This window comes from Limnohabitans sp. DCL3, assembly GCF_048019295.1.
GTDB lineage: Bacteria > Pseudomonadota > Gammaproteobacteria > Burkholderiales > Burkholderiaceae_C > Limnohabitans_A.
In genome coordinates this window covers 2,657,952-2,680,319 of the sequence record NZ_CP171842.1, presented here as the reverse complement: position 1 = coordinate 2,680,319, position 22,368 = coordinate 2,657,952, and the positions used below count along the sequence as shown (strand labels likewise).

Annotated in this window: 27 protein-coding genes; 24 read left to right on the top strand and 3 right to left on the bottom strand. The window is 57.6% G+C overall.

The features are described from left to right. Positions 1 to 4 precede the first annotated feature (4 nt). The 5 genes from ACHEXK_RS11955 (at position 5) to ACHEXK_RS11935 (ending at position 4,754) form a co-directional block, all read left to right on the top strand. Entirely contained in the window at positions 5 to 670 is a 666-nt protein-coding gene (locus tag ACHEXK_RS11955) for an HAD-IIIA family hydrolase (RefSeq protein WP_416546460.1), read from the top strand. A 70-nt stretch (positions 671 to 740) separates the two neighbouring features. Next, positions 741 to 1,748 carry a type I glyceraldehyde-3-phosphate dehydrogenase gene (gap, locus tag ACHEXK_RS11950; protein ID WP_416546458.1) on the top strand — a complete coding sequence of 336 codons (1,008 nt, stop codon included), beginning with the start codon at positions 741 to 743 and terminating at the stop codon, positions 1,746 to 1,748. Between the two features lie 13 nt (positions 1,749 to 1,761). Continuing rightward, positions 1,762 to 2,958, top strand: coding sequence for a phosphoglycerate kinase (locus ACHEXK_RS11945; protein WP_416546456.1), 1,197 nt, complete (start codon positions 1,762 to 1,764; stop codon positions 2,956 to 2,958). A 35-nt stretch (positions 2,959 to 2,993) separates the two neighbouring features. After that, entirely contained in the window at positions 2,994 to 4,034 is a 1,041-nt protein-coding gene (gene fba / locus ACHEXK_RS11940; RefSeq protein WP_416546454.1) for a class II fructose-bisphosphate aldolase, read from the top strand. A gap of 222 nt (positions 4,035 to 4,256) precedes the next feature. After that, on the top strand, positions 4,257 to 4,754 hold the full coding sequence (locus ACHEXK_RS11935) for an RrF2 family transcriptional regulator (protein ID WP_416546452.1): 498 nt from the start codon (positions 4,257 to 4,259) through the stop codon (positions 4,752 to 4,754). Here ACHEXK_RS11935 and ACHEXK_RS11930 read toward each other — a convergent pair. Continuing rightward, positions 4,670 to 5,293 carry a class I SAM-dependent methyltransferase gene (locus ACHEXK_RS11930; RefSeq protein ID WP_416546450.1) on the bottom strand — a complete coding sequence of 208 codons (624 nt, stop codon included), beginning with the start codon at positions 5,291 to 5,293 and terminating at the stop codon, positions 4,670 to 4,672. The genes ACHEXK_RS11935 and ACHEXK_RS11930 overlap by 85 nt on opposite strands. A 96-nt stretch (positions 5,294 to 5,389) precedes the next feature. Here ACHEXK_RS11930 and ACHEXK_RS11925 point away from each other — a divergent pair, with 96 nt between their 5' ends. The 3 genes from ACHEXK_RS11925 to ACHEXK_RS11915 all read left to right on the top strand — a co-directional run bounded on the left by ACHEXK_RS11925 (position 5,390) and on the right by ACHEXK_RS11915 (position 6,749). Next, positions 5,390 to 5,821 (top strand): rhodanese-like domain-containing protein, encoded by a 432-nt coding sequence (locus ACHEXK_RS11925; protein WP_416546448.1) that lies wholly within the window; start codon positions 5,390 to 5,392, stop codon positions 5,819 to 5,821. Between the two features lie 121 nt (positions 5,822 to 5,942). Beyond that, positions 5,943 to 6,296 carry a carboxymuconolactone decarboxylase family protein gene (locus tag ACHEXK_RS11920; RefSeq protein WP_062402944.1) on the top strand — a complete coding sequence of 118 codons (354 nt, stop codon included), beginning with the start codon at positions 5,943 to 5,945 and terminating at the stop codon, positions 6,294 to 6,296. Between the two features lie 3 nt (positions 6,297 to 6,299). Continuing rightward, on the top strand, positions 6,300 to 6,749 hold the full coding sequence (locus ACHEXK_RS11915; RefSeq protein WP_416546446.1) for an OsmC family protein: 450 nt from the start codon (positions 6,300 to 6,302) through the stop codon (positions 6,747 to 6,749). An 18-nt stretch (positions 6,750 to 6,767) separates the two neighbouring features. On the opposite strand, the gene ACHEXK_RS11910 is transcribed toward ACHEXK_RS11915, so the two are convergent. Both ACHEXK_RS11910 and ACHEXK_RS11905 read right to left on the bottom strand, forming a co-directional pair. Continuing rightward, on the bottom strand, positions 6,768 to 7,013 hold the full coding sequence (locus ACHEXK_RS11910; RefSeq protein ID WP_019430145.1) for a metal-sensitive transcriptional regulator: 246 nt from the start codon (positions 7,011 to 7,013) through the stop codon (positions 6,768 to 6,770). Positions 7,014 to 7,164: 151 nt separating this feature from the next. Continuing rightward, positions 7,165 to 7,500 carry an ArsR/SmtB family transcription factor gene (locus tag ACHEXK_RS11905; protein WP_295503678.1) on the bottom strand — a complete coding sequence of 112 codons (336 nt, stop codon included), beginning with the start codon at positions 7,498 to 7,500 and terminating at the stop codon, positions 7,165 to 7,167. A 132-nt stretch (positions 7,501 to 7,632) separates the two neighbouring features. Here ACHEXK_RS11905 and ACHEXK_RS11900 point away from each other — a divergent pair, with 132 nt between their 5' ends. The 16 genes from ACHEXK_RS11900 to soxX all read left to right on the top strand — a co-directional run bounded on the left by ACHEXK_RS11900 (position 7,633) and on the right by soxX (position 22,357). Next, positions 7,633 to 8,709, top strand: coding sequence for an efflux RND transporter periplasmic adaptor subunit (locus ACHEXK_RS11900; RefSeq protein WP_416546443.1), 1,077 nt, complete (start codon positions 7,633 to 7,635; stop codon positions 8,707 to 8,709). A gap of 10 nt (positions 8,710 to 8,719) precedes the next feature. Further along, positions 8,720 to 11,935, top strand: coding sequence for an efflux RND transporter permease subunit (locus ACHEXK_RS11895; RefSeq protein ID WP_416546441.1), 3,216 nt, complete (start codon positions 8,720 to 8,722; stop codon positions 11,933 to 11,935). A gap of 28 nt (positions 11,936 to 11,963) precedes the next feature. Beyond that, complete coding sequence (locus ACHEXK_RS11890) at positions 11,964 to 12,173, top strand: DUF2892 domain-containing protein (protein WP_416546439.1); 210 nt, start codon at positions 11,964 to 11,966, stop codon at positions 12,171 to 12,173. Positions 12,174 to 12,183: 10 nt separating this feature from the next. Next, on the top strand, positions 12,184 to 13,578 hold the full coding sequence (locus ACHEXK_RS11885; protein ID WP_416546437.1) for a TolC family protein: 1,395 nt from the start codon (positions 12,184 to 12,186) through the stop codon (positions 13,576 to 13,578). A 29-nt stretch (positions 13,579 to 13,607) separates the two neighbouring features. Continuing rightward, positions 13,608 to 13,988: a rhodanese-like domain-containing protein gene (locus ACHEXK_RS11880; protein WP_416546435.1), complete on the top strand. Its 381-nt coding sequence runs from the start codon at positions 13,608 to 13,610 to the stop codon at positions 13,986 to 13,988. A gap of 156 nt (positions 13,989 to 14,144) precedes the next feature. Then, positions 14,145 to 14,453: a c-type cytochrome gene (locus ACHEXK_RS11875; protein WP_416546433.1), complete on the top strand. Its 309-nt coding sequence runs from the start codon at positions 14,145 to 14,147 to the stop codon at positions 14,451 to 14,453. Between the two features lie 122 nt (positions 14,454 to 14,575). Continuing rightward, positions 14,576 to 14,899, top strand: coding sequence for a hypothetical protein (locus ACHEXK_RS11870; protein ID WP_322993779.1), 324 nt, complete (start codon positions 14,576 to 14,578; stop codon positions 14,897 to 14,899). A 169-nt stretch (positions 14,900 to 15,068) separates the two neighbouring features. Next, entirely contained in the window at positions 15,069 to 15,641 is a 573-nt protein-coding gene (locus ACHEXK_RS11865; protein WP_416546431.1) for a DUF302 domain-containing protein, read from the top strand. A gap of 22 nt (positions 15,642 to 15,663) precedes the next feature. Further along, a complete protein-coding gene (locus ACHEXK_RS11860) occupies positions 15,664 to 17,028 on the top strand; it encodes an OmpP1/FadL family transporter (protein ID WP_416546429.1) in 1,365 nt (454 codons plus the stop codon). A gap of 128 nt (positions 17,029 to 17,156) precedes the next feature. Further along, the gene (locus ACHEXK_RS11855) at positions 17,157 to 17,462 is read left to right on the top strand and encodes an ArsR/SmtB family transcription factor (protein WP_416546427.1); all 306 of its coding nucleotides are present in this window, start codon (positions 17,157 to 17,159) and stop codon (positions 17,460 to 17,462) included. 22 nt (positions 17,463 to 17,484) lie between these two features. Continuing rightward, complete coding sequence (soxC, locus tag ACHEXK_RS11850; RefSeq protein ID WP_416546425.1) at positions 17,485 to 18,849, top strand: sulfite dehydrogenase; 1,365 nt, start codon at positions 17,485 to 17,487, stop codon at positions 18,847 to 18,849. Then, complete coding sequence (locus tag ACHEXK_RS11845; RefSeq protein ID WP_416546423.1) at positions 18,833 to 19,909, top strand: c-type cytochrome; 1,077 nt, start codon at positions 18,833 to 18,835, stop codon at positions 19,907 to 19,909. The genes soxC and ACHEXK_RS11845 overlap by 17 nt, the downstream gene beginning before the upstream one ends. 69 nt (positions 19,910 to 19,978) lie before the next feature. Then, on the top strand, positions 19,979 to 20,434 hold the full coding sequence (gene soxY / locus ACHEXK_RS11840; RefSeq protein WP_416546421.1) for a thiosulfate oxidation carrier protein SoxY: 456 nt from the start codon (positions 19,979 to 19,981) through the stop codon (positions 20,432 to 20,434). A gap of 56 nt (positions 20,435 to 20,490) precedes the next feature. Then, positions 20,491 to 20,802 (top strand): thiosulfate oxidation carrier complex protein SoxZ, encoded by a 312-nt coding sequence (gene soxZ / locus ACHEXK_RS11835; protein ID WP_322993772.1) that lies wholly within the window; start codon positions 20,491 to 20,493, stop codon positions 20,800 to 20,802. Between the two features lie 76 nt (positions 20,803 to 20,878). Further along, the gene (gene soxA / locus ACHEXK_RS11830) at positions 20,879 to 21,682 is read left to right on the top strand and encodes a sulfur oxidation c-type cytochrome SoxA (protein ID WP_416546419.1); all 804 of its coding nucleotides are present in this window, start codon (positions 20,879 to 20,881) and stop codon (positions 21,680 to 21,682) included. An 18-nt stretch (positions 21,683 to 21,700) separates the two neighbouring features. After that, positions 21,701 to 22,357: a sulfur oxidation c-type cytochrome SoxX gene (gene soxX, locus ACHEXK_RS11825; protein ID WP_416546417.1), complete on the top strand. Its 657-nt coding sequence runs from the start codon at positions 21,701 to 21,703 to the stop codon at positions 22,355 to 22,357. Positions 22,358 to 22,368: the final 11 nt, after the last annotated feature.

Sequence of the window (22,368 nt, the reverse complement as noted above, 5' to 3'; positions counted from 1 at the left end):
AAAAATGCAAACTCCACAAGCCTATTTCTTTGACCTTGACGGCACCTTGGTCGAAACCGCGCCTGAAATCGCCGATGCGGTGAACGATACCTTGCGCTATTTTGATTGGCCCGAGGTATCGCAGCAGCAGGTCAACGACTGGATCGGTCACGGCACCAAAGAGCTGCTGATCCAGGCGCTGGCCAGCGTCACGCAGACCCCGGTGGCCGCAGTGCGGCAAGGAGCCGACCTGAAGCAGGCGCTGCCGATTTTTGACCGCTATTACCAAGACCGTTGCGGCACACGCAGCAATCTATACCCCCAGGTGCGCGAAGTGCTCGCGACGCTGCGTGCCCGTGGCTGCAAGTTGGCGGTGGTGACCAACAAAGAAGGGCGTTACACCGACACCGTGCTGCGCGTACACGGGCTTCACGAGGCCTTTGACGTGGTGGTCAGTGGTGACTCCTTCCCGGTCAAAAAACCCGATCCCACCAGCGTTTTGGATTGCTTGAAGCGTTGGGACCTGAAGGCCACGCAAGCGCTGTTTGTGGGGGATTCGTCGATCGACGCGGCCACCGCACGCAATGCGGGTGTACAGGTTTGGTTGCTGCCTTATGGCTACAACATGGGCGAATCGGTGCACGCGTGCTCGCCTGACCGCGTCATTGAGGATTTTTCGGCGCTCTTGTGAAGCCTGTGCCGAGCCATCTTGCCTTGATTTTTTAAATTGAACTGAAAGACAGAGAAAGAGAGAACTATTCATGACCATTCGCATTGGTATCAACGGATTTGGCCGCATCGGCCGCATGGTGTTTCGCGCCGTCACGCAGGAAGCCGAATTCAAAGACATCGAAGTCGTTGCGATCAACGATTTGCTCGAGCCCGACTACTTGGCTTACATGTTGCAGTTTGACTCGGTGCACGGCCGCTTCAAAGGCACCGTGGCCGTTGACGGCAAAGACCTCGTGGTCAATGGCAAAAAGATCCGGTTGACCGCCGAACGCGACCCTGCCAACCTCAAGTGGGGGGACGTGGCTGTGGACGTGGTGGTGGAAGCCACTGGCTTCTTCTTGACCGAAGAAACCTGCCAAGCGCACATCAATGCGGGCGCTAAAAAAGTGGTGCAGTCTGCGCCTTCCAAAGACGACACGCCGATGTTCGTCTTCGGCGTCAACCACAGCAGCTACGCAGGCCAAGCCATTGTGTCGGCCGCGTCTTGCACCACCAACTGTTTGGCTCCTGTGGCCAAGGTGCTCAACGACAACTTCGGCATCAAACGCGGTTTGATGACCACGGTGCACGCCGCCACCGCCACCCAAAAAACCGTGGACGGTCCTTCGAGCAAAGATTGGCGCGGTGGCCGTGGCATCTTGGAAAACATCATCCCTTCCAGCACTGGCGCTGCCAAGGCGGTGGGCGTGGTCTTGCCCGAGCTGAACAAAAAGCTCACCGGCATGGCCTTCCGTGTGCCAACCTCCGACGTGTCGGTGGTGGACTTGACGGTCGAGCTGAACAAAGAAGCCAGCTACGACGACATCTGCAAAGCCATGAAAGCCGCCTCCGAAGGTGCGCTCAAAGGCGTGTTGGGTTACACCACCGACAAGGTCGTGTCCACAGACTTCCGCGGTTGTTCCATGCCCTCCATTTTTGATGCCGAAGCGGGCATCGCTTTGGACAAGACCTTTGTCAAGGTCGTGGCTTGGTATGACAACGAGTACGGCTACACCTGCAACATGATGCGCTTCGTCAAGCACGTCGGCACCCACTGATCAGGAGGTCACCATGCACTTCCTGCGATTTTCTGACGTGTGCGCCAACGGCTTTGCCGCTGGCAAACGCGTGTTCATCCGCGCCGACCTGAACGTGCCACAAGCCGACGACGGCAGCATCACCGAAGACACGCGCATCCGTGCCAGCGTGCCATGTATTCAGATGGCTTTGGATGCTGGTGCGGCCGTGATGGTCACGAGCCATTTGGGCCGCCCCACAGAGGGCGAGTTCAAGCCCGAAGATTCCTTGGCTCCTGTTGCTAAGCGACTGAGCGAGTTGCTCGGCCGTGATGTCCCGCTGGTGGCCAACTGGGTCGGTGGTGTGGCCGTGCCGCCCGGCCAAGTGGTCTTGCTCGAGAACTGCCGCGTCAACAAAGGCGAGAAGAAAAACGACGAAGCCCTGTCTCGCCAAATGGCCGCGCTGTGCGACATCTATGTGAACGACGCCTTTGGCACCGCCCACCGCGCCGAAGGCACCACCTATGGCATCGCCCAGTTCGCGCCGATCGCCAGCGCCGGTCCTTTGTTGGCCGCTGAGATGGACGCGATCTCCAAGGCTTTGGCCAGCCCCAAGCGCCCACTGATGGCCATCGTGGCCGGCTCCAAGGTGAGCACCAAGCTGACCATTTTGCAAAGCTTGGCCAAGAACGTGGACGGCTTGATCGTGGGTGGCGGCATCGCCAACACCTTCATGCTGGCGGCGGGCCTGAAGATCGGCAAGAGCTTGGCCGAAGCGGACTTGGTGGATGAGGCCAAAGCCGTGATCGAGGCCATGAAGGCGCGTGGTGCCGAGGTGCCCATTCCGAGCGATGTGGTGGTGGCCAAGACCTTTGCGCCCGATGCCGTGGCCACGGTGAAAAAAGCCACCGAGGTGGCCGACGACGACATGATTTTGGACATCGGCCCAGAGACCGCAGCCCATCTGGCCGCGCAGCTCAAGCAGGCGGGCACCATTGTGTGGAACGGCCCGGTGGGCGTGTTCGAATTTGCGGCCTTCGAAAACGGCACCAAAGTGATCGCCCAGGCGATTGCCAAGTCCAGCGCCTTCAGCATCGCGGGTGGCGGCGACACGCTGGCGGCGATTGCCAAATACGGCATCGAAAAACAGGTGGGCTACATCTCGACCGGCGGTGGTGCATTCCTCGAGATCCTCGAAGGCAAGACCTTGCCCGCCATCGAAATTCTGAGCCGTCGCGCGGCGGCGGACTGACTTTTTTCATTATTTATTTTTCAAGGAGCCCCCTCATGGCATTGGTTTCATTGCGCCAGGTCCTCGACCATGCGGCCGAATTCGGCTACGGCATTCCCGCTTTCAACGTCAACAACCTCGAACAAGTGCAGGCCATCATGGAGGCGGCGCAAGCCACTGACAGCCCAGTCATCTTGCAAGCTTCGGCTGGGGCCCGCAAGTATGCGGGTGAGGCGTATTTGCGCCATTTGGTGCTGGCCGCCATCGAGACGCACCCCGACATTCCGGTGGTTTTGCACCAAGACCACGGCGCCACGCCCGCGCAGTGCCAGCAGTCCATCCGTTCTGGCTTTTCGAGCGTGATGATGGACGGCTCGCTCATGGCCGACGCCAAGACGCCCGCCAGCTATGATTACAACGTGGGCGTGACGCAAAAGGTCTGCGAGATGGCCCATGCCGTGGGCGTGTCGGTTGAGGGCGAATTGGGCTGCCTGGGCTCGCTGGAGACTGGCGAGGCGGGCGAGGAAGACGGTGTGGGAGCTGAGGGCAAACTCAGCCACGATCAGATGCTGACCGACCCCGTGCAGGCCAAGGACTTTGTGGCGCAAACCGGTGTGGACGCACTGGCCATTGCCATTGGCACCAGCCACGGTGCTTACAAGTTCACCCGCCCGCCCACAGGCGACATCTTGGCCATGGACCGCATTGCGGCCATCCATGCCGCCATTCCTAAAACGCATTTGGTGATGCACGGCAGCTCCAGCGTGCCGCAGGAGTGGTTGCAGATCATTCGCCAATACGGCGGCGACATCAAGGAAACCTATGGCGTGCCGGTTGAAGAGATTGTGCGCGGCATCCAAAGCGGTGTGCGCAAGGTCAACATCGACACCGACATCCGCTTGGCCATGACTGGGGCCATGCGCCAGGTTTTTGCGCAGCAGCCTTCGGAGTTCGATCCACGCAAAGCCTTGGCGGCTGCCAAAAAGGCAGCCGCGGGCATTGTGAAGGCCCGTTTTGAAGCTTTTGGTTGTGCCGGCCAAGCTCAAAAGATCCGTCCTCTTAACCTGGATGCCATGGCCGCTCGTTATACGAATTGAGGCAGATCAAGGCGAATGAAGTGATTTCTTATATTGTCGAGGGATTCTGGTTTAGGTTGTGTTTGGTACACACATCCTGATTGGGGGACTCTGTCAAAGGAGTCCCCCTTTTTTCAGTGACCCCATCCCCAAGAACAGGAGATCATTCATGGGTACTGGTGAGCTGGCTGAGCAGTTGCCCAACAAGACAAACTGGTTTTCGACGACACAAGGCGGTTGCTGATGCGGATGAGCAAAGAGAGCCAGTTGGCGGTGACCGTCTTGATGGAGGTGGGTTTGCACGAGCACAAGGGCCCTGTGTCTTTGGCTGCCATCCAGTCACGGCACGACCTATCGACCACGCGGCTGGAGCAAATTTTCAGCAAGTTGCGCCGATCTCATTTGGTGGAAAGCACACGTGGCCCCGGCGGTGGCTATTGCCTGGCCATGGCGTCAGAAAAAATCAGCTTGGCCGACATTGTTGAGGCCATGGAGCCGGCAGAACCAAGCACGGGCCAGGCGCAGGATTTTTTGGTCAATGATCGCTTATGGCAGCAGTTGAACCAAAAAATCCAACATGAGCTTCAGCGTATCAGCCTGCGCCAATTGTTGAGTGCACAGCGGGCGGAAGACGCCAAACACAGCCGACTTGCGCTTCAGCCGATGGGCTTGCGTGCGGTCAGGCCCAGCAGGCCCGACATGCCTTGGTGGCCTGTGCCTTCGGCCATCTCGGCCTCGTAGGTGCGCAGGTCCAGGATGTCCAGTTCGCCAAAGGCGTCCAACATCAGGGATTCGTCGTACATATGCGCCAACTTGCCGGGGCCGCCCGTGTTGAAGTCCAGTTGGCGTGGTGTGTAGCCCTGAATGATCAGGGTGCCGCCGGGCTTGAGGCTGCTCAGCATGCGTGCAAACAGGGGGCCGCGCTCCTCGGGGGTGGCGAACTGGAAAAAGATGCCCACCACGTTGTCGTAATGCGCAGGTCGCCAATCAAACGATTGCCAGTCGCTGTGCACCCAATTCACCGCCACTTGGCGGCTTTGCGCCAAGGCCCGAGCTTTGCGCAGGGCGTTGTCTGAAAAATCAAAGGCATCGACCTGCAGGCCTTGCTGGGCCAACCACACGCCGTTGCGGCCTTCGCCATCGGCCACGGCCAGCGCGGTGCCTGGCACCAAGTGGGCCGCTTGTGATTTCAAATAGGCGTTGGGCGCTTCGCCAAACACATAGTGCTCGGCGGCAAAGCGTTGGTTCCAAGTTTGTTGCGGGTTTTGAAAGGCGGTCATGTGAATTCCAATTGGGTGTGGAGGGGGTTGGACTGAGCTGCGAGTTGAATTAAGTATATTGGTCATTGCTTATTGATTTCCTGGAGGTATTTTTTGATGAATGTTTTGCGTTGTTTTTCTGTTCCAGTGGGCTTGTTGTTGGTTTTTGCGCTCGGTGTATCCGCCTGTAGCCCCGAGGCACCAGGGCCCCATGTGACCTTGGAGCAAGCCCGTGCCGAGCACGAGGCGGGCAAAGTGCTGATGATCGACATCCGTGAGTCCCAAGAGCACGCCACGGGCGTAGCGCAGGGCGTGGTCTTGCTGCCCATGAGCCAGGTGGCGCAACGCGTGGCCGAGATCCCCAAGCAAGCCGACCAACCGGTCTTGTTGATCTGCAACACCCAAAACCGCTCGCGTGCCGTGACCGAGGCACTGAAAGAGCAAGGGTTCACCAACATCCGCTATGTCAACGGCGGCATGAGCGAGTGGGCCAAACGGGGCTGGCCCATGGTCAAGCCGCAAGACTTGGTGGGACCGCCCAAGTCTTGATGTGGCGCAAATTGGGATTTCAGTGGAAGATATAAATTGAGACTTATATAAGGCCTTTGGGTGCATCCCAACACACCGGGCCTGGGTTCAGTTTGTCCTCACCATCAGAAAGGTAAGCCCCATGAGCACGTTTGACCACCCCGGCTTGATGCAAGACATCAACGAATGCTTGGTCCCGTTTCGCAAAAGCCAGCCCGACGCGATGAAAGGCTTTGGCCAATTGGCTCAGGCGGCCATGGCGGAGGGTGCGTTGAGCACCAAACACAAGGAGCTGATGGCGCTGGCCATTGGCGTCACACAGCGCTGCTCGGGTTGCATCGGTTTTCACGTCAAAGCCTTGATCAAACTCGGGGCCACGCGGGCCGAGCTGGAGGAAATGCTGGCGGTGTGCGTGTACATGGGCGGCGGCCCGGCCTTGATGTACGCGGCAGAAGCTGTCAAAGCCTGGGATGACCTGCAGGCAGCGCAGGCTTGAGTCATGAGCGAAAAACGCATTTCGGTCACGCTGACCCAGCAGCACGATTACCGATTCGACATCCGTTTTGACGACAACATGCCGGTGCTGACCAGCGACGAGCCCGCGCCCTTGGGCACGGGCCAGGGGCCGTCTCCCGTGCAATTGCTGTGTGCCGCTGTGGGCAATTGCCTGAGCGATTCCTTGCTGTTTGCCTTGCGCAAATTCAAACAAGCCCCCGAGCCTTTGCGCTGCGAGGTGCAAGCACAAGTGGGGCGCAATGTCGATGGCCGCATGCGCGTGTTGGAGATGGTGGCCACTTTGCAGCTGGGGGTGAGCGCCGCCCAGCTCGAGCAGCTCGAACGTGTGTTGGGCCAGTTTGAGGGTTTTTGCACCGTCACCCAAAGTGTGGGGCAGGGCATACCGATCCAGGTCCGGGTGCTTGACGCCGATGGGGTGGTGCTCAAGTCCTGAGTGGACTGCACCCGGGTTTCAAGCGAACTTGGTCAGCATTTCCGCCACGTGCTCGGGCGACTGGTCCCCTTGCTCGATCATGCAGCCGACCATGGAGAAAAAGGATTTGTCCAGCGCCTTGCGGGCGGCGGCCATTTGTTGGGCGATCTTTTCGCAATCGGCATCGGCTTCGATGAGTTTTTGCAAACCGCGCAGCTGCCCTTCAATGCGGGCCAGTCGGGCGCACAGGTTTTTTTTCTTCTCGGCGTTCACGATGCGGCTCATGCGGGTCTCCTGAGTGGCCCCTGAAGAGAGGACGGGGCTGTTGGAGCGCCATGATAGCCATTTGCGATAAGGCCTGAAATGAAGGGCCATGAGCAGGTGTTGCCAAGGGGCTTGGCCCATGCGGGCAGCGATTGTTGGCCGGCGATGGCTTTCAGCCCGGCGTGAACAAGGCCCGGTCACTGGAGGTTTGTTCGTATTGCCTGGCGATGTTGGCGCAGACCAAGTCGCACAGGGCGTAGATGGAGGGGTCGCTCACTTTGTAGAACACGCTCGCACCACGGCTTTCGCGGGCCACGATGCCGTGTTGGGCCAAGTAAGACAGGTGGCGCGACACGTTGGCCGACGAGTAGCCCGACAACTGGGCCAACTCGCCCACATTGTGTTCGGCCTCGCGCAGCAGGTTCAGGATTTGCAAGCGCGTAGGCTCCGACAGCGCCTGGAAGTAGGCGGCAATCTGTTCGAGTGCTTTGGCGGGCAGGTCTTTCATGGGCGCTCCATTACACAACAAATTCAATCAATGAAGGACACTGTTTGACTGGGTGTTGGAATTGATTGTATCATTGCGCATATACGCAAACAACCAAATGTGCAAAACCAACGGTTTGACGGAGAAGTTTTGATGAACAGACGATCGATTGTGGCTGTGGCCATGGCACTTGCCGGTTTGACCAGCGCCCCGGTTTGGGCCAATACCGAGGCAACAGCGGTTAAAAGTGTGGCCGCTCAAGCCAGCGCGGCAGGCGCCCAAGAGGCGAGTTTGGACGCCGTGGTCGAGGCAGTGCGCCAGGCCACCTTGTCGGCCCAGGTCCCCGGGGCCATCGTCAGTTTGAACGTCAAGGCCGGTGATCGGGTGCGGGCCGGCCAAGAGTTGCTGCGCATCGACGCCAGTGCTGCCCAGCAAAATGTCGTCGGCAGCACTGCCCAGCTCGAAGCCGCACAAGCCAATTTGCGCGTGGCCAGCAAAGAGTTGGACCGCCAAAAGCAACTCTTCCAAAAGCAATACATCAGCCAGGGCGCTCTTGAACGCGCTCAAGCTCAGTACGACGCAGCCCAGGCCCAGGTGCAGGCCCAGCAAGCCCAAACCCGTGCGGCCCAAACCCAAACCGGTTTCTTCAGTGTTCGTGCCCCTTTTCATGGCGTGGTGTCCGATGTGCCCGTCACCTTGGGCGACATGGCCATGCCGGGTCGCCCCTTGGTGACCCTGCATGACCCCTCGGCTTTGCGGGTGAGTGCGGCCGTGCCGCAGTCGATGATTGAAGGTGTTCGCAAGCAGCTGAAATCAGTGCGTTACGAGATCGCGGGCCACACCAGCGTGGCCGCTGTCAGTGTGCAAATGCTGCCTGCTGTGGACCCGGTGACACACACCGCACAATTGCGTGTGGCTTTGCCTGCGGGTATAGAAGGCTTGGTGCCCGGCCTGTTCGCTCGGGTTTGGGTGCCTGGCAGTTTGGCCAGTGCTGCGGCCCATAACGGTATCAAGGATGCAGCTCAAGGCGGCCGCGTCTTCTTGCCACTCACAGCCATCGTACGCCGTGCTGAAATGACCGGTGTGTACGTGATGGACGCTCAAGGCAAACCGCGTTTGCGCCAGGTGCGCTTGGGCCGCACCACGGATCAGACCGTCGAAGTCTTGTCCGGTGTGAGCGCGGGTGAGCCGGTGGTGAGTGAGCCCGCCAGCCTTGGCAAAAAACTCTGAAAGTGACCCCATGAGTGAGCAAAAAATGGGCATTTCAGGCCGCATTGCGGCGATGTTTCAGAGCGCGCAGATCACGCCTTTGCTGGCGCTGGTGGCGTTTTTGCTGGGCGTGTTTGCCGTGATGGTGACGCCCCGCGAAGAAGAGCCCCAAATCAACGTGACCATGGCCAACGTGATCGCGCCTTTCCCGGGCGCCTCGGTGCGCGATGTGGAACAAATGGTGGCGATCCCGGCCGAGCAGGTGCTCTCCAAGATTGCGGGGGTGGAGCATGTTTACTCGGTCTCTCGCCCGGGCGTGGCGATACTGACGGTGCAGTTCAAGGTGGGCGTGCCGCGCACCGAGGCGCTGGTCAAGTTGCACGACACGATCCGCGAAAACGCCGACTGGTTACCTGTCAACTTGGGTCTGCCTGAGCCTTTGATCAAACCCAAAGGCATCGACGATGTGCCCATTGTGTCCCTCACTTTGCATGGCAAAACCACAGATGTCAGTGCTTTTGATCTGGAACGCGTGGCGCACAGCATCGAGGCCGACATCAAGCGCGTGCCCGGCACCCGCGATGTGGTCACCATCGGCGGCCCGCGCCGTGCGGTGCTGGTGCAGATCGACCCGCAGCGCATGAACGGCTCGGGCGTCACCGTGCACGATTTGCGCATGGCCTTGCAATCGGCCAATCTGGGCCTGCCCGTGGGTGAGTTGTTGGGGGCCAACCAAAGCGTGGCCATCGAAGCCGGCCCACACTTGGCACAAGCCAGTGACGTGGCCGATTTGGTGGTGCAGGTTGTGCAAGGCAAGCCCGTCTTTTTGAAAGACGTGGCCAATGTGAAAGACGGTCCTATGCCGGCAGAGCGTTATGTCTGGCACGGCAACAACGACAAAAACGGCGGCGAGGAGTTTGCCGCCGTGACGCTGTCGATCACCAAAAAATCGGGCGAAAACGCCATCGATGTGGCCAATGGCGTCAAGCGCCGAGTTGAGAAACTGCAAGGCACGGTGATTCCTGACAACGTTCAGGTGGTAGAGACCCGCAACTACGGCGAGACTGCCAACGACAAGGCGCAAAAACTGATTCAGAAGTTGCTGTTCGCCACCGCCTCGGTGGTGGCGCTGGTGTTCATGGCGCTGGGGCGTCGCGAAGCGGCCATCGTCGGCGTGGCGGTCATCTTGACACTGACGGCGACCTTGTTCGCCTCTTGGGCTTGGGGCTTCACGCTCAACCGCGTGTCGTTGTTTGCCCTGATTTTTTCGATCGGTATTTTGGTGGACGACGCGATCGTGGTGGTGGAGAACATCCACCGCCACCAGCAGCTCTTTCCTGGCAAGAGTCTGCGCGAAATCATTCCCGGCGCGGTGGATGAAGTCGGTGGCCCCACCATCTTGGCCACCTTCACCGTGATCGCGGCCTTGTTGCCCATGGCCTTTGTGAGCGGCTTGATGGGCCCTTACATGAGCCCGATCCCGATCAACGCCAGCTTGGGCATGTTGCTGTCGCTGGCCATTGCCTTTGTCATCACGCCCTGGTTGTCGGGCATGTGGATGAAGCCGTCTTCGGGCCATGCGCACGACGCGGCAGGGGGCCACACCGGTCTGAGCGCCAAGCTTGAACCTCTCTTTGAAAGAATCTTCCAGCCTTTGCTCGACACCCAATCAGGTGGGCGCAACCGCAAGCTGCTGGGCTTGGGCATCGCGGGTTTGATCGCCTTGTCTTTGGTGCTGCCGGTCACGGGTTTGGTCATGCTCAAGATGCTGCCCTTTGACGACAAGTCCGAGTTCCAGGTGGTGGTGGACATGCCTGCAGGCACACCGCTTGAGAAAACCGCTGCCGTGATGCGCGAGTTGGGCGGCCACCTGGCCACCGTGCCCGAGGTCACGCATTACCAAGCCTATGTGGGCACGGCTTCGCCCATCAACTTCAACGGTCTGGTGCGCCAGTACTACCTGCGTGCAAGCGCCGAGCTGGGTGATATCCAGGTGAATCTGGTGCGCAAGTCCGAGCGCAGCGACAAGAGCCATGTGATTGCCACGCGTGTGCGTCCGGCCTTGCAAGAGATTGGCCGCAAACATGGTGCCAACGTCAAGGTGGTCGAAGTGCCCCCTGGCCCGCCGGTGATGTCGCCCATCGTGGCCGAGATTTATGGGCCAGATGCCGAAGGTCGCCGCCAAGTCGCCAAGTCAGTGCGTGCCGTGTTTGAAAAAACCGAAGGTGTGGTGGACATCGATGACAGCTCGATTGCCAATGCGCCGCGCAAGCTGCTGCTGGTGGACCGCCGCAAAGCTGCGGTGCTGGGTGTGTCGCAACAAGCCATCGTGACCACTTTGCGTGCCGGTTTGGCGGGCGAGTCAGTGACCTCTTTGCACGATGGCAGCAAGTACCCGGTGCCCGCCTTGATCCAGCTGCCCGAGCAGCTGCATGGCGATCTGGATGCCTTACTGCAGCTGGGCGTGAAAAGCGCCACGGGCAAGGTGGTGGCCATGCGCGAGCTGGTCACCGTGAGCGACACGCTGCGTGAGCAGCCCGTCATCCACAAAGACATGCTGCCCGTGAACTTTGTCAACGCCGACATGGCCGGTAAGGTGGACAGCCCCTTGTACGGTCTGTTCAAGATGCGCGGTGACGTGGCCCAGATCATCGGCCCGGACGGTGAGCGGATTGAAGAGTACTTCATCAGCCAGCCCGACGATGCTTGGCGCGGCTACAGCATCAAGTGGGATGGCGAGTCACAAATCACGTATGAGACTTTCCGTGACATGGGTGCAGCCTATGGGGTGGGCCTGATCCTGATCTATTTGCTGGTGGTGGCGCAGTTTGGCTCCTACCTCACGCCGCTGATCATCATGGCACCGATTCCGCTCACCATCATTGGGGTGATGCCAGGCCACGCCTTGCTGAATGCCCAGTACACCGCCACCAGCATGATCGGCATGATCGCGCTGGCGGGCATCATCGTGCGCAATTCGATCTTGCTGGTGGACTTCATCAACTTGCAGGTGAACAGCGGCATGGACTTCAAGCGGGCGATTGTGCAGTCGGCCATCACCCGTGCCCAGCCCATCATGCTCACGGGCCTGGCGGCCATGATCGGCGCCTTCTTCATTGTGGATGACCCGATCTTCAACGGTCTGGCCATTTCGCTGATCTTTGGCATCTTTGTGTCCACCGTCCTGACGCTGGTCGTCATCCCCACTTTGTATTACGTGGCGTACCGCAAAAAGTACGGTGCTTGAGTTTTTTTAATCCATGGGAGTTTGAATCATGAAATCTTGGCAAATCGTTCGTTTGGTCGCTGGCACCTTTGTGTTGATGTCCTTGGCTTTGGGTGTTCAGGGCAGCCCCATTTTTGTGAGCCAGTGGTGGCTGGCTTTCACGGCTTTTGTGGGCGCCAACCTGCTGCAAAGTGCTTTGACCCAGTGGTGCCTGATGGAGTCCATCTTGCGCAAATTCGGCGTCGAGTGCGGCTGCTGATCTGAACATCATGCTGGCCATGCGTTCGCCCTTGTTCAAATCCCGGCTCCTGAGCGGCTGGGTGCAGGCTGCCCTGCTGGCCAGCCCTTCTGTGCAGGCTCTGGATTTGTTGCAAACCTGGGAGCAGGCGCGCGCATACGACCCACAAATGCAGGTGGTGGCCGCCACGCGCTCATCGGTGCAGGCCTATGAAGCGCAAGCCCAAGCGTTGTGGCGTCCGGTGTTGATGGGGAGCGCCACGGTGGGGGCCATGTCGGCCGACACCCGGACGACGGGCGCCCAGTTTGCTGTGGGTGGGCAGCCGTCGATGCCGGGTAGTTTCGCCACTTCGGCGAGTGCCGCCACTTCCACGCGTTGGTCGCTGCAGGCCAAACAGCCCTTGTACAACCCCGAGCGCCAAGCCCAGCAAGCCCAGCTGAACAGCGCAGCGGGCGTCGCTGAGTTGCGCGCCGATCTGGCCCAACAACAGTTCATGCTGCTCACAGCGCAAAGGTATTTCAATCTGCTGTTGGCCGAGCGCCAGCAGCATGTGTTGAAAAATCAATACTTGGCGGTTAGCCGTTCGCTGACAGAAGCTCAAGATCGCTTTGCTCTGGGTGACGTGCCCGTCACGGACACACACGAGGCATCGGCCCGAGCTGCGGGCTTGCAAGCGCAATTGTTGGCAGCTGATAACGATGTGCAAATGGCTCGCCGCGTTTTGATTGACTCCACCCGCTTGAGTGCAGATGTTTTGCAGCCCAAGCCGCTTAAAGCTCAAGTGACCGTGTCTGCTTTACCTTCTTTGGAGCAGGTCTTGACCCAAGTGCAACAAGCCAACACGGGCGTGCTGCTGAAGAAAGTCCAAAGCGATGTGGCCCGACAAGAGCTCAAAAAGCATGCGCAAAATGGTGGCGTGACCTTGGACCTGGTTGCTTCTGCCGGGCGAGACCGTTTGAGCGGCGATGGTGATTTCGGGGCTTCGTCCAACAAGCAAAGCCAGCAAATGGTGGGCTTGAGTCTGAATGTGCCTTTGTACACCGGCGGTTGGCGCAGTGCGAAACTCCAAGAGGCAGCAGGTGCCGCATCCCAAGCTCAGGCGGAGGTGGACATGGCCCTGCAACAATCGCAGCAACAAGCCCGTACGGTCTGGTTGGCGCTGCAAACAGGTCCAGCCCGTTTGTCGGCCATGCAAGCCGCATGGAATGCCAGTACAGCACGACTGGACGCGACCCGTTTAGGGCGTCAAGTCGGAGATCGCACCACACTCGAATTGTTGCAAGCCCAGAACGATGCGGCCCAGGCCGAGTTGTCCTGGCTGCGTGCACAAACTGAAGTGCTGATGGCGCGTTTGCAACTCGATGCCTTGACCGGCAACTTGTCCGTGCAAAGTCTGGAAACTTTGAACACGCAATTGCTGCCTTGAAAGCCATTTTTGAACCGGAGAGACATAAGATGAAAAATGCCCACGATCTGGTGATGCAGGCCAAAGCTGCCACCCAAGAAGTGACTTTGGCGGATGCCGAAGACGCCATTCGCCAAGCCGATGTGTTGATGGACGTGCGTGAAGCGGATGAATTTGCTGCAGGCCACTTGCCCGGCGCACTTCTGGTTCCACGGGGGTTGTTGGAGTTCAAACTCAGCAGCACGCCCGCTCTGTCTGGCCGTGACTTGAAGGTCGTGCTTTATTGCAAAACCAGCGGTCGCGCGGCCCTGGCGGCGCAAACCATGCAAAACATGGGTTACCTCCATGTCGCTTCGATTGCGGGTGGATTTGATGCTTGGAACGCTGCAGGCAAAGCGGTGGTCAAACCCGAGCAGACTGCGTTTGAGTGAGCCCGATGGCCGCGTTTGGGAAATGGCTTTGGGACTTGTTGAGGCTTGCCCTCAGTAAAATCCCCAACGCAAAACCTGTGTTTGGGTGCGCAAGGGCCGCTTGATTTCGGTTAAATTAGCGCCTGGTTATATTTAAACCCCCCATTTGGAGTTCTCATGAAATTGATTTTTGCTGTGGCCACAGTGGCCGCCTTGGCTTCTTCGCCTGCTTTTGCCAACTTGGACATGGCCAAGAAAAACGCTTGCATGGCTTGCCATGCGGTCGACAAAAAACTTGTGGGACCTTCCTACCAAGACGTGGCCAAAAAATATGGCGGTCAAAAAGATGCTGCGGCCAATTTGGCCAAGAGCATCAAAGCCGGTGGTTCGGGCAAGTGGGGCCCTGTGCCCATGCCCGCGCAAGCTGCTCTGAGCGAAGCCGATGCCTTGACCTTGGCCAACTGGATTTTGGCTGGCGCCAAGTAAGTTCAAGCCCACGCTGGCTTGTTCAAAGAATGTGAATGATTTAGAAGCTCGATTGGTACTCGTGGCTTTTGTTTGCCGCTCAGGGGTTCGCCCTTGAGCGGCTTTTTTAATGGGTGGATTCCATGAAATTACACGCAAAGGTGGCCGCATTGATGGCCAGCACACTGCTTTGCGCAGTGGTCCAGGCGCAGCCAGCCATCTTCAAGGAGGCCGACTACAAACTGGGCGAAACCCTGATCGCCGATGGCAAATGCGTGGCTTGCCATGTCTCCAAGGTCGGTGGCAACGGCAGCGCCATTTACAAACCGCAAGGGCGCATCAACAACGCCTCTTTGTTGCGGGGCATGGTGGAGCAATGCAACACCGAATTGAACCTGGGCATGTTCCCAGAAGATGTGACATCGGTGGCTGCTGTCCTCAACCGCGACCATTACAAGTTCAAGTGAACGCTTTGGCTTGCAAGTTCAATTGAGCTGACAAATACCTTACCCCGTGGGGTATAGGGTATCTGCCAATACCGAAATTTTCTTCTGTCACGGATGATCGACGTCAATCCAATAAGACACACACGGTGTCAGTTTGGAGTCCATCCATGCATGACTACAGGAGAAAACAATGCGCAAATCATTCACGTGGCTCAAGTGGGCCGTTTTGGCCAGCTCGATCTGGTTGACCGGCTGCGGCACCATCAACACCCTTGGCAAACTCGAATCGGGTGCAGGCGCTGAAGCCAGCCGCATGTGGGACCGCTGGGTGGACGGTGAAGGTGACATTGCTGTGGCCACCACCTGGGAGCGCAAGGTCAAGAAGGGCGTGACGGCCCAAGAGGTCGAACAGGTCCTCAAACAAGTGGCTACAGAGCGCAATATGCGCGATGTCGGCACCTTGCCGCTGTCCAAAGAGCTCGAAGCCCGTTCCGGCAAGAAAGAAAAACTGCTGACGGTCTATTCCTTTTGCTCACCCACCACGGCCCGCAAGATGGTGGACTTCAGCCCGCACATGGCCGCCTACCTGCCGTGCCGTATTTCCATGGTGGAAAAAGAAGACGGTCTTTGGCTCTACACCCTCAACATGGACATGATGGTCAAGATGGGCCGCAAGCTGCCTTCCCCCTTGAAAGAGGAAGCCAAAGCCGTGCGCGACACCATCTGGGAAATGATGGAACGTGGTCACAAGGGTGAGTTCTGATCTTACAAATAAGGAGACAACAATGAAAACAATGAACAACTTGCGTGCCACCGTGGTGGCGGCTGTTTTGGCTACGGGCTCAACTGCTTGGGCGACGAATGGTATGTTGATGGAGGGCTATGGACCGCAAGCATTGTCCATGGGCGGTGCAGCCCAAGCCTATGACAATGGAACTGCGGGGATGATGAACAATCCGGCCACATTGCAATTGAGTGCCAATGGCACTCGTGCTGATTTTGCTTTGGGTGTTTTGGGTCCAAAAGTGACTTCAATGGGAGAGAAGTCTGGAGGGACTTCTTACGTAATGCCAGCTTTTGGTTGGGTCCGGAAAAATGATCAGTACAGCTATGGGATCGGTGTATTTGGTCAGGGAGGTATGGGCACGGAGTACGCTGCCGGCTCCATGAACGCAGCAAGAACACCTGCGCCTGTGCGTTCTGAATTGGCCGTTGGCCGAGTCATTTTGCCAGGCAGCTATAAGGTAAACGACCAACTTAATGTGGGTGCAACTTTGGACTTTACTTGGGCAAGTCTGGATATGCGCATGGCAGCCTTGTTCGGTCAAATGGCGGGAATGAACCCCATGCCAACAGGTCAGTTGGCTCAAATGATGGGTGGAATGACAACTCGGCTTGTTAATGAAACAGATGAGGACTACGCTCAAAGAATGCAGCAACTGCAGCAGATGCCCGTTCGAATTGATTTTTCCAATAACAATGACTTTACTGGGCAAGCCAAATCGACAGGGTTGACCGGTAAATTGGGTCTGACGTATTTGGTGAACCCAGATTTGACGGTGGCTGCTTCTTATCAATTGAAGACCAATTTGGGTGACATGGAAACCTCTGGCTCAGGGGCTACTTTGACCATGGGCAGTAATCCTGCAATGGTTGGCAAGATGGTGGTCAATAACTTCCAAATGCCTGCTGTGCTCGCCGTTGGTGCATCTTGGGTTCCTGCCCCGCGCTTGCAATTGGTCGCAGATGTCAAACGTATTGACTGGAGCAGTGTGATGAGCAGCTTCCGCATGAGCTTCGAGCTACCGGGGGGCAGTGGCGGTATGGGTTTCACGCTGCCGCAGAACTGGAAAGATCAGACGGTTATCTCTTTGGGTGGAGCTTACAAGGCCACAGATGCTTGGACTTTGCGTGCAGGATACAGCCACTCATCCAACCCGATTTCTGATGCAATGGTGCACCCCCTGTTCCCTGCGATCATTAAGAACCACTTGACTGCAGGTTTTGGCTACCAGATCAACAAAAACTTGAGCCTTGACGGGGCGGTGTCATACGCACCTAAAGTCACGGTCGTTGCGGGTCAACTTGGAGGCCAAAACATCACTCACGGCCAAACCAACTATCAGGTACTTTTGGGCTACCGCTACTGAGAAGTACGGATTCCTGATCAGGGTTTGTCCTGATCGGGAAACACGTTCCGTGTAATCCCTGATTCAGATTCATCGCTTATCGTATATATTCGCACATCCGAATATAAGAACTTAATGGCAAATGACACATGAAAGATGACAGCGATCAGGTGTACGACAAGGCGGCAGAACTTTTTGCCGTCCTTTCGACGCCGGTTCGTTTGCGCATCATCAGTGAGTTGTGCCAGGGTGAGAAAAATGTCGGACAGTTGTTGGGCAACATTGGTGTGGCTCAGCCGAACATGTCTCAGCATTTGAACATCATGTACAGGTCGGGCATTTTGGGCAAGCGTCGTGAAGGCGCTCAAATGTTTTACCGGATTGCAGACGAAACTGCTGCGAAAGTTTGCCGTGCCGTGTGCACGCAGGTGGCCATCGATACAGCCGTGAATTGACAACTCAAAACGAGGAGTTCGTGTGAAAGAAGACAGCATCAACTCAGGAAGGGTGCAAAAAGCACCGGAAAACTTCCTGACCCCAAGTGGCATCAAGGAGGTCTTTGCCGAAGGCAAAAAAGGCCGCCGCGATTTCATTCGCAATGCTTTTGCAGCCGCTGCTGCGGGTGCAGCTGCACCCATGGCCATGGCCCAGGGCAATCCGGTACCGGTCGAAGGCGGTGACCCCAACATCCTGAACTTGCCAGAGCACGCTGTGGGCTTGGGACAAGGCGTGGCCGTTGAAGGTTATGGCAAGCCCTCCAAGTTCGAAGCGAACTTGCAGCGCCGTCAGAGCCCTGGCTTGACACAAACCACCCAAGCCTCGGTGTCGTTCGCGCCACTGCAGTCCTTGTTCGGCATTGTGACGCCCAGCGGTTTGCACTTCGAGCGTCACCACCAAGGCTGGTGGGACATCGATCCGTCCAAACACCGTTTCATGATCAACGGCATGGTCAAAAAGAACATGGTGTTCACCATGGACGAGATCATGCGCTTGCCCTCTGTCTCGCGCTTCCACTTCATTGAGTGTGGTGCCAACAGTGCGACGGAGTGGGGCAACGTGGCGGTGCCTACGGTGCAGTACACCCACGGCATGTTGTCATGCAGCGAGTTCACGGGCGTGCCCTTGATCACTTTGCTGGAGTTGGCGGGTGCTGACCTGAAAAACGGCAAATTTGTCTTGGCCGAAGGTGGTGATGGTTCGTCCATGACCCGCACCATTCCCATGAGCTTGATCACATCCGGCGAAGTCATTGTGGCCTATGGTCAGAACGGTGAAATGCTGCGCCCCGAAAACGGTTACCCCTTGCGATTGGTGGTTCCCGGCGTTCAAGGTGTGAGCTGGGTCAAGTACCTTCGCCGCGTTGAAGTGGGTGACAAGCCTTACGCTGCCAAAGACGAAGCGATTCACTACATTGACTTGCAGCCCGGTGGCATGCACCGCCAGTACACCAACATCCAGGAAGTCAAGAGCGTGGTGACCACGCCTTCTGGTGGCCAAGTGTTGTTGGACAAAGGCTTTTACAACATCACGGGCTTGGCATGGTCGGGCAAAGGCAAGATCAAACGTGTGGATGTGTCCACCGACGGTGGTCGCAACTGGCGTCAAGCACGTCTGGAAACACCGGTTCTGTCCAAAGCCTTGTCGCGCTTCAACCTCGACTGGGTGTGGGACGGCAAGCCGGCCATCATCCAAAGCCGTGCGCAAGATGACACCGGCCATGTGCAGCCCACTTACCAGCAGTTGCGCGGTGTGCGCAGCACGCGCTCGATCTATCACAACAATGCCATCCAGTCTTGGTTGGTGCAGGAAAACGGTGAGGTGAAAAATGTCCAGGTTTCGTGATGCCGTTTTGACGGTTGCGCTGTTGGCGGTGGCGGGTGTCGCCGCTGCACAAGGCGCCAAATACCCCGGGGTGGGCCGTGACGCCACGCCCAAAGAAGTGGCCAAATGGGACATCGATGTGCGCCCCGATTTCAAGGGCCTGCCCGCGGGTTCCGGCTCGGTGGCCAAAGGCCAAGATGTGTGGGAAGGCAAGTGCGCCCACTGCCATGGCGTTTTTGGTGAATCGGGTGAAGTGTTCAGCCCCTTGATTGGTGGCACCACGGCCGAAGACATCAAGACGGGCCGCGTGGCCAACCTCAACCGCTCGGACTACCCCGGTCGCACCACCATCATGAAGGTGGCCACCGTGTCGACGCTGTGGGATTACATCAACCGTGCCATGCCTTGGACTGCCCCCAAGACATTGACCACGGAAGAGGTGTATTCGGTCACGGCCTTCTTGCTGAATTTGGCCAACATCGTGCCGGACAACTTTGTCCTGTCGGACAAAAATATCGCAGAGGTCCAAGCGCGTATGCCCAACCGCAACGGCATGACGACCCAACACGCCATGTGGCCTGGTAACGAATTTGGCGGCGTGAAAAAGCCCGATACAGCCAATAAGCTGTGCATGAAAGACTGCACGCCTGAACCCAAAGTTGCATCGTTCTTGCCGGACTTCGCTCGCAATGCCCACGGCAACTTGCAAGAGCAAAACCGCACTGTGGGTCCACAGCGAGGTGCCGACACCACCAAGCCAGAACCCAAAGCGGGTATGCCCGTGGCCGCAGCAGCCCCTGTTGCCGCAGCAGCCAAGCCCGAAAACAACGAAGCCAAAGCGGCCATCGCACTCTTGAACAAACACAGCTGCACGGCATGCCATGGTGTGGACAAGAAAATTGTCGGTCCTGGTTTCAATGAAGTGGCCAAAAAGCAAGCTGGCAAAACCGACTACCTGGTCGGTAAAATCAAGGCCGGTGGCGTGGGTGTGTATGGCCAAATCCCCATGCCCGCTCAAGCACTGCCTGATGCCGACGCCAAACAAATTGCCGAATGGATTTCCAAGGGGGCCAGCAAGTAATTCGGGCTCATCCCGATGCACTGCTGAACCTGTTTCTATAGCATCACTCAATCATCAAGGAGATATCAGATGCAAAACCGTCGCGAGACACTCAAGCAAACCGCTGTTGTGGCTGGCCTCTTGGCCACCGCAGGCTTCCCCCAGTTCGCTCATGCCGCTTTCAACAAAGCGGCGTTCGACGCCAAATCGGTGCAAGACGCAGCCAAGGCCGCTGGTGCTGCCAGCATGGCCGAAAGCAAAGATGTGACCATCACGGGTCCGGACATCGCTGAAAACGGTGCTGTTGTGCCCTTGGGCGCCAGCACTGCATTGGCTGGCGTGAAGCATGTCTTGATTTTGGTCGAGAAAAATCCTGCTGCGCTCGTTGCCATGTTCCACGCCTCCGATGCTGTGGAGTCCAACTTCACCACACGCGCCAAGATGGGCCAGTCTTCCGATGTCTACGCCGTGGCCATCATGAACGACGGCAAGGCCTTGTGGGCCAAAAAAGAAGTCAAAGTCACTTTGGGTGGTTGCGGCGGTTAAGCCCCTGTCCACACAACGCACTCACATTGATTCACTGAAAGATTTAGGAGAAAAACATGGCAGATCCAATGCGCATTCGTGCCCAGGCCTCTGGTGACAAAGCAACCGTTCGCGTGCTCATGAGCCACGAAATGGAATCCGGTCAGCGCAAAGACGCTGCGGGCAAAACCGTGCCAGCTTGGTTCATCCAAGAAGTCACCGCCAACCTCAACGGCAAACAAGTCTTGTCGGCTGAGTGGGGTCCCGCAGTGTCCAAAAACCCCTTCTTGCAATTCACCGTCAAAGGCGCCAAAGCCGGTGACAAGATCGCGGTGACTTGGAAAGACAACAAGGGCGATACACGCACCGACGAAGCCACCGTTTCTTGATGAACCGGTGAGTGAACAAAGGGTGAAGTGACCGCTTCACCCTTTTTGCGTTTGAAAAATTCCAACAGAGGTGACAATGAACAAAGCATCTACCCTGTCCTTGGCCTTGGCCATGGCACTGACGGCGGCCTCCGCCTTGGCCCAAAAAACAGCCAGTCAAGGCATTGACGAATACCGCGCCATGCTGCAAGACGGCAACCCTGCCGATCTTTTTGAAGCCAAAGGCGAAGACCTCTGGAAAAAAGCACGTGGACCCAAAAATGCATCGCTTGAGAAATGCGACTTGGGTCAAGGGCCTGGTGTGGTCAAAGGCGCTTTTGTGTCATTGCCTCGTTACTTTGCAGATACCCAGCGCATGCAAGACTTGGAGTCCCGTTTGGTCACGTGCATGGAAACCCTGCAAGGTTTCAATGCCGCCGAAATCTCCAAGACCGCATTTGGCCGTGGAGAAATGGCCAATGTCACCGCATTGGCGACTTGGATCGCTGCCGAGTCCAAGGGCATGAAGTTCAACTTGTCGCAATCGCATGCGCAAGAGAAAACGTTCTACGAAGTGGGCAAACGTTTGTTCTTCCAACGGGGTGGTCCGCACGATTTTTCTTGCGCTTCTTGCCACGGTGAAGAAGGCAAGCGCATCCGTTTGCAAGACTTGCCGATTCTGACCAAAAACCCCGGTGATGGTGTTGGCTTCGCCGCGTGGCCAGCCTACCGTGTCTCGAATGGTCAAATGTGGAGCATGCAGCTGCGTCTGAACGATTGCTACCGCCAGCAGCGGTTTCCCTATCCGGGTTTCGCCAGTGATGCCACTGTGGCGTTGGCCACATACCTGGGTGTCAATGCCAAGGGTGCTGCCTCAATTGCACCGGCCATCAAACGCTGATCTGAGCAGGAGAAACACATGAACAAAAAGACCCAACTCGTTTTGGCCAGCTTGACCGCCGCTTTGGTCGCAGCCGGCTGTGCCTCCGGCCCTTCTGTGGCTGAGCTCAATGCCTTGACGGAAAAAATCGTGAAGGCCTCTTTCCGCGATGAAAGCTACGTGAAAGTGGAGCGCATCACAGCCACTGACGAAACCAACCGTGCTTGCAGTGATGCGGATGTGGCAGGCAAGCCCTTGGACGAAAAAACCGCCAAAGCCATCGAAGAATCCAACCTCAAAGCCATCAAGTGGCCGTCGGACGGCAAGTTCATCGGTGACTGGAAGCAGGGCGAAGCCATTGCGCAAAGTGGCCGCGGCCTGACTTGGACAGATTCCGCGACGGCGGTCAACGGGGGCAATTGCTACAACTGCCATCAGATCAGCAAGGAAGAAATTTCTTACGGCACCATTGGGCCGAGCTTGTACAACTACGGCAAGATCCGCGGCGTGTCCAATCCCAACGACCCCGCCAGCAAGGCCATTGTGGAATACACCTGGGGCAAGATTTGGAACGCCAAGGCCTACAACGCTTGTTCCAACATGCCTCGCGCGGGCCACATGGGCATCTTGAACGAAACACAGGTCCGCCACATCGTGGGCTTGTTGCTCGATCCGAAATCGCCCGTCAATCAGTAATCCCCTGAAAA

What these genes read in the sequence shown, in the direction of transcription:
- ACHEXK_RS11865 (WP_416546431.1), top strand. Translation starts at nt 15,069, where the DNA reads ATGCGCAAATCATTCACGTGGCTCAAGTGGGCCGTTTTGGCCAGCTCG.
- ACHEXK_RS11915 (WP_416546446.1), top strand. Translation starts at nt 6,300, where the DNA reads ATGAGCGAAAAACGCATTTCGGTCACGCTGACCCAGCAGCACGATTAC.
- ACHEXK_RS11910 (WP_019430145.1), bottom strand. Translation starts at nt 7,013, where the DNA reads ATGAGCCGCATCGTGAACGCCGAGAAGAAAAAAAACCTGTGCGCCCGA.
- soxX (WP_416546417.1), top strand. Translation starts at nt 21,701, where the DNA reads ATGAACAAAAAGACCCAACTCGTTTTGGCCAGCTTGACCGCCGCTTTG.
- soxA (WP_416546419.1), top strand. Translation starts at nt 20,879, where the DNA reads ATGAACAAAGCATCTACCCTGTCCTTGGCCTTGGCCATGGCACTGACG.
- ACHEXK_RS11870 (WP_322993779.1), top strand. Translation starts at nt 14,576, where the DNA reads ATGAAATTACACGCAAAGGTGGCCGCATTGATGGCCAGCACACTGCTT.
- ACHEXK_RS11845 (WP_416546423.1), top strand. Translation starts at nt 18,833, where the DNA reads ATGTCCAGGTTTCGTGATGCCGTTTTGACGGTTGCGCTGTTGGCGGTG.
- ACHEXK_RS11900 (WP_416546443.1), top strand. Translation starts at nt 7,633, where the DNA reads ATGAACAGACGATCGATTGTGGCTGTGGCCATGGCACTTGCCGGTTTG.
- ACHEXK_RS11895 (WP_416546441.1), top strand. Translation starts at nt 8,720, where the DNA reads ATGAGTGAGCAAAAAATGGGCATTTCAGGCCGCATTGCGGCGATGTTT.
- ACHEXK_RS11880 (WP_416546435.1), top strand. Translation starts at nt 13,608, where the DNA reads ATGAAAAATGCCCACGATCTGGTGATGCAGGCCAAAGCTGCCACCCAA.
- ACHEXK_RS11945 (WP_416546456.1), top strand. Translation starts at nt 1,762, where the DNA reads ATGCACTTCCTGCGATTTTCTGACGTGTGCGCCAACGGCTTTGCCGCT.
- ACHEXK_RS11955 (WP_416546460.1), top strand. Translation starts at nt 5, where the DNA reads ATGCAAACTCCACAAGCCTATTTCTTTGACCTTGACGGCACCTTGGTC.
- ACHEXK_RS11875 (WP_416546433.1), top strand. Translation starts at nt 14,145, where the DNA reads ATGAAATTGATTTTTGCTGTGGCCACAGTGGCCGCCTTGGCTTCTTCG.
- fba (WP_416546454.1), top strand. Translation starts at nt 2,994, where the DNA reads ATGGCATTGGTTTCATTGCGCCAGGTCCTCGACCATGCGGCCGAATTC.
- ACHEXK_RS11925 (WP_416546448.1), top strand. Translation starts at nt 5,390, where the DNA reads ATGAATGTTTTGCGTTGTTTTTCTGTTCCAGTGGGCTTGTTGTTGGTT.
- ACHEXK_RS11905 (WP_295503678.1), bottom strand. Translation starts at nt 7,500, where the DNA reads ATGAAAGACCTGCCCGCCAAAGCACTCGAACAGATTGCCGCCTACTTC.
- soxZ (WP_322993772.1), top strand. Translation starts at nt 20,491, where the DNA reads ATGGCAGATCCAATGCGCATTCGTGCCCAGGCCTCTGGTGACAAAGCA.
- ACHEXK_RS11860 (WP_416546429.1), top strand. Translation starts at nt 15,664, where the DNA reads ATGAAAACAATGAACAACTTGCGTGCCACCGTGGTGGCGGCTGTTTTG.
- ACHEXK_RS11935 (WP_416546452.1), top strand. Translation starts at nt 4,257, where the DNA reads ATGCGGATGAGCAAAGAGAGCCAGTTGGCGGTGACCGTCTTGATGGAG.
- ACHEXK_RS11930 (WP_416546450.1), bottom strand. Translation starts at nt 5,293, where the DNA reads ATGACCGCCTTTCAAAACCCGCAACAAACTTGGAACCAACGCTTTGCC.
- soxY (WP_416546421.1), top strand. Translation starts at nt 19,979, where the DNA reads ATGCAAAACCGTCGCGAGACACTCAAGCAAACCGCTGTTGTGGCTGGC.
- ACHEXK_RS11890 (WP_416546439.1), top strand. Translation starts at nt 11,964, where the DNA reads ATGAAATCTTGGCAAATCGTTCGTTTGGTCGCTGGCACCTTTGTGTTG.
- ACHEXK_RS11920 (WP_062402944.1), top strand. Translation starts at nt 5,943, where the DNA reads ATGAGCACGTTTGACCACCCCGGCTTGATGCAAGACATCAACGAATGC.
- ACHEXK_RS11885 (WP_416546437.1), top strand. Translation starts at nt 12,184, where the DNA reads ATGCTGGCCATGCGTTCGCCCTTGTTCAAATCCCGGCTCCTGAGCGGC.
- ACHEXK_RS11855 (WP_416546427.1), top strand. Translation starts at nt 17,157, where the DNA reads ATGAAAGATGACAGCGATCAGGTGTACGACAAGGCGGCAGAACTTTTT.
- gap (WP_416546458.1), top strand. Translation starts at nt 741, where the DNA reads ATGACCATTCGCATTGGTATCAACGGATTTGGCCGCATCGGCCGCATG.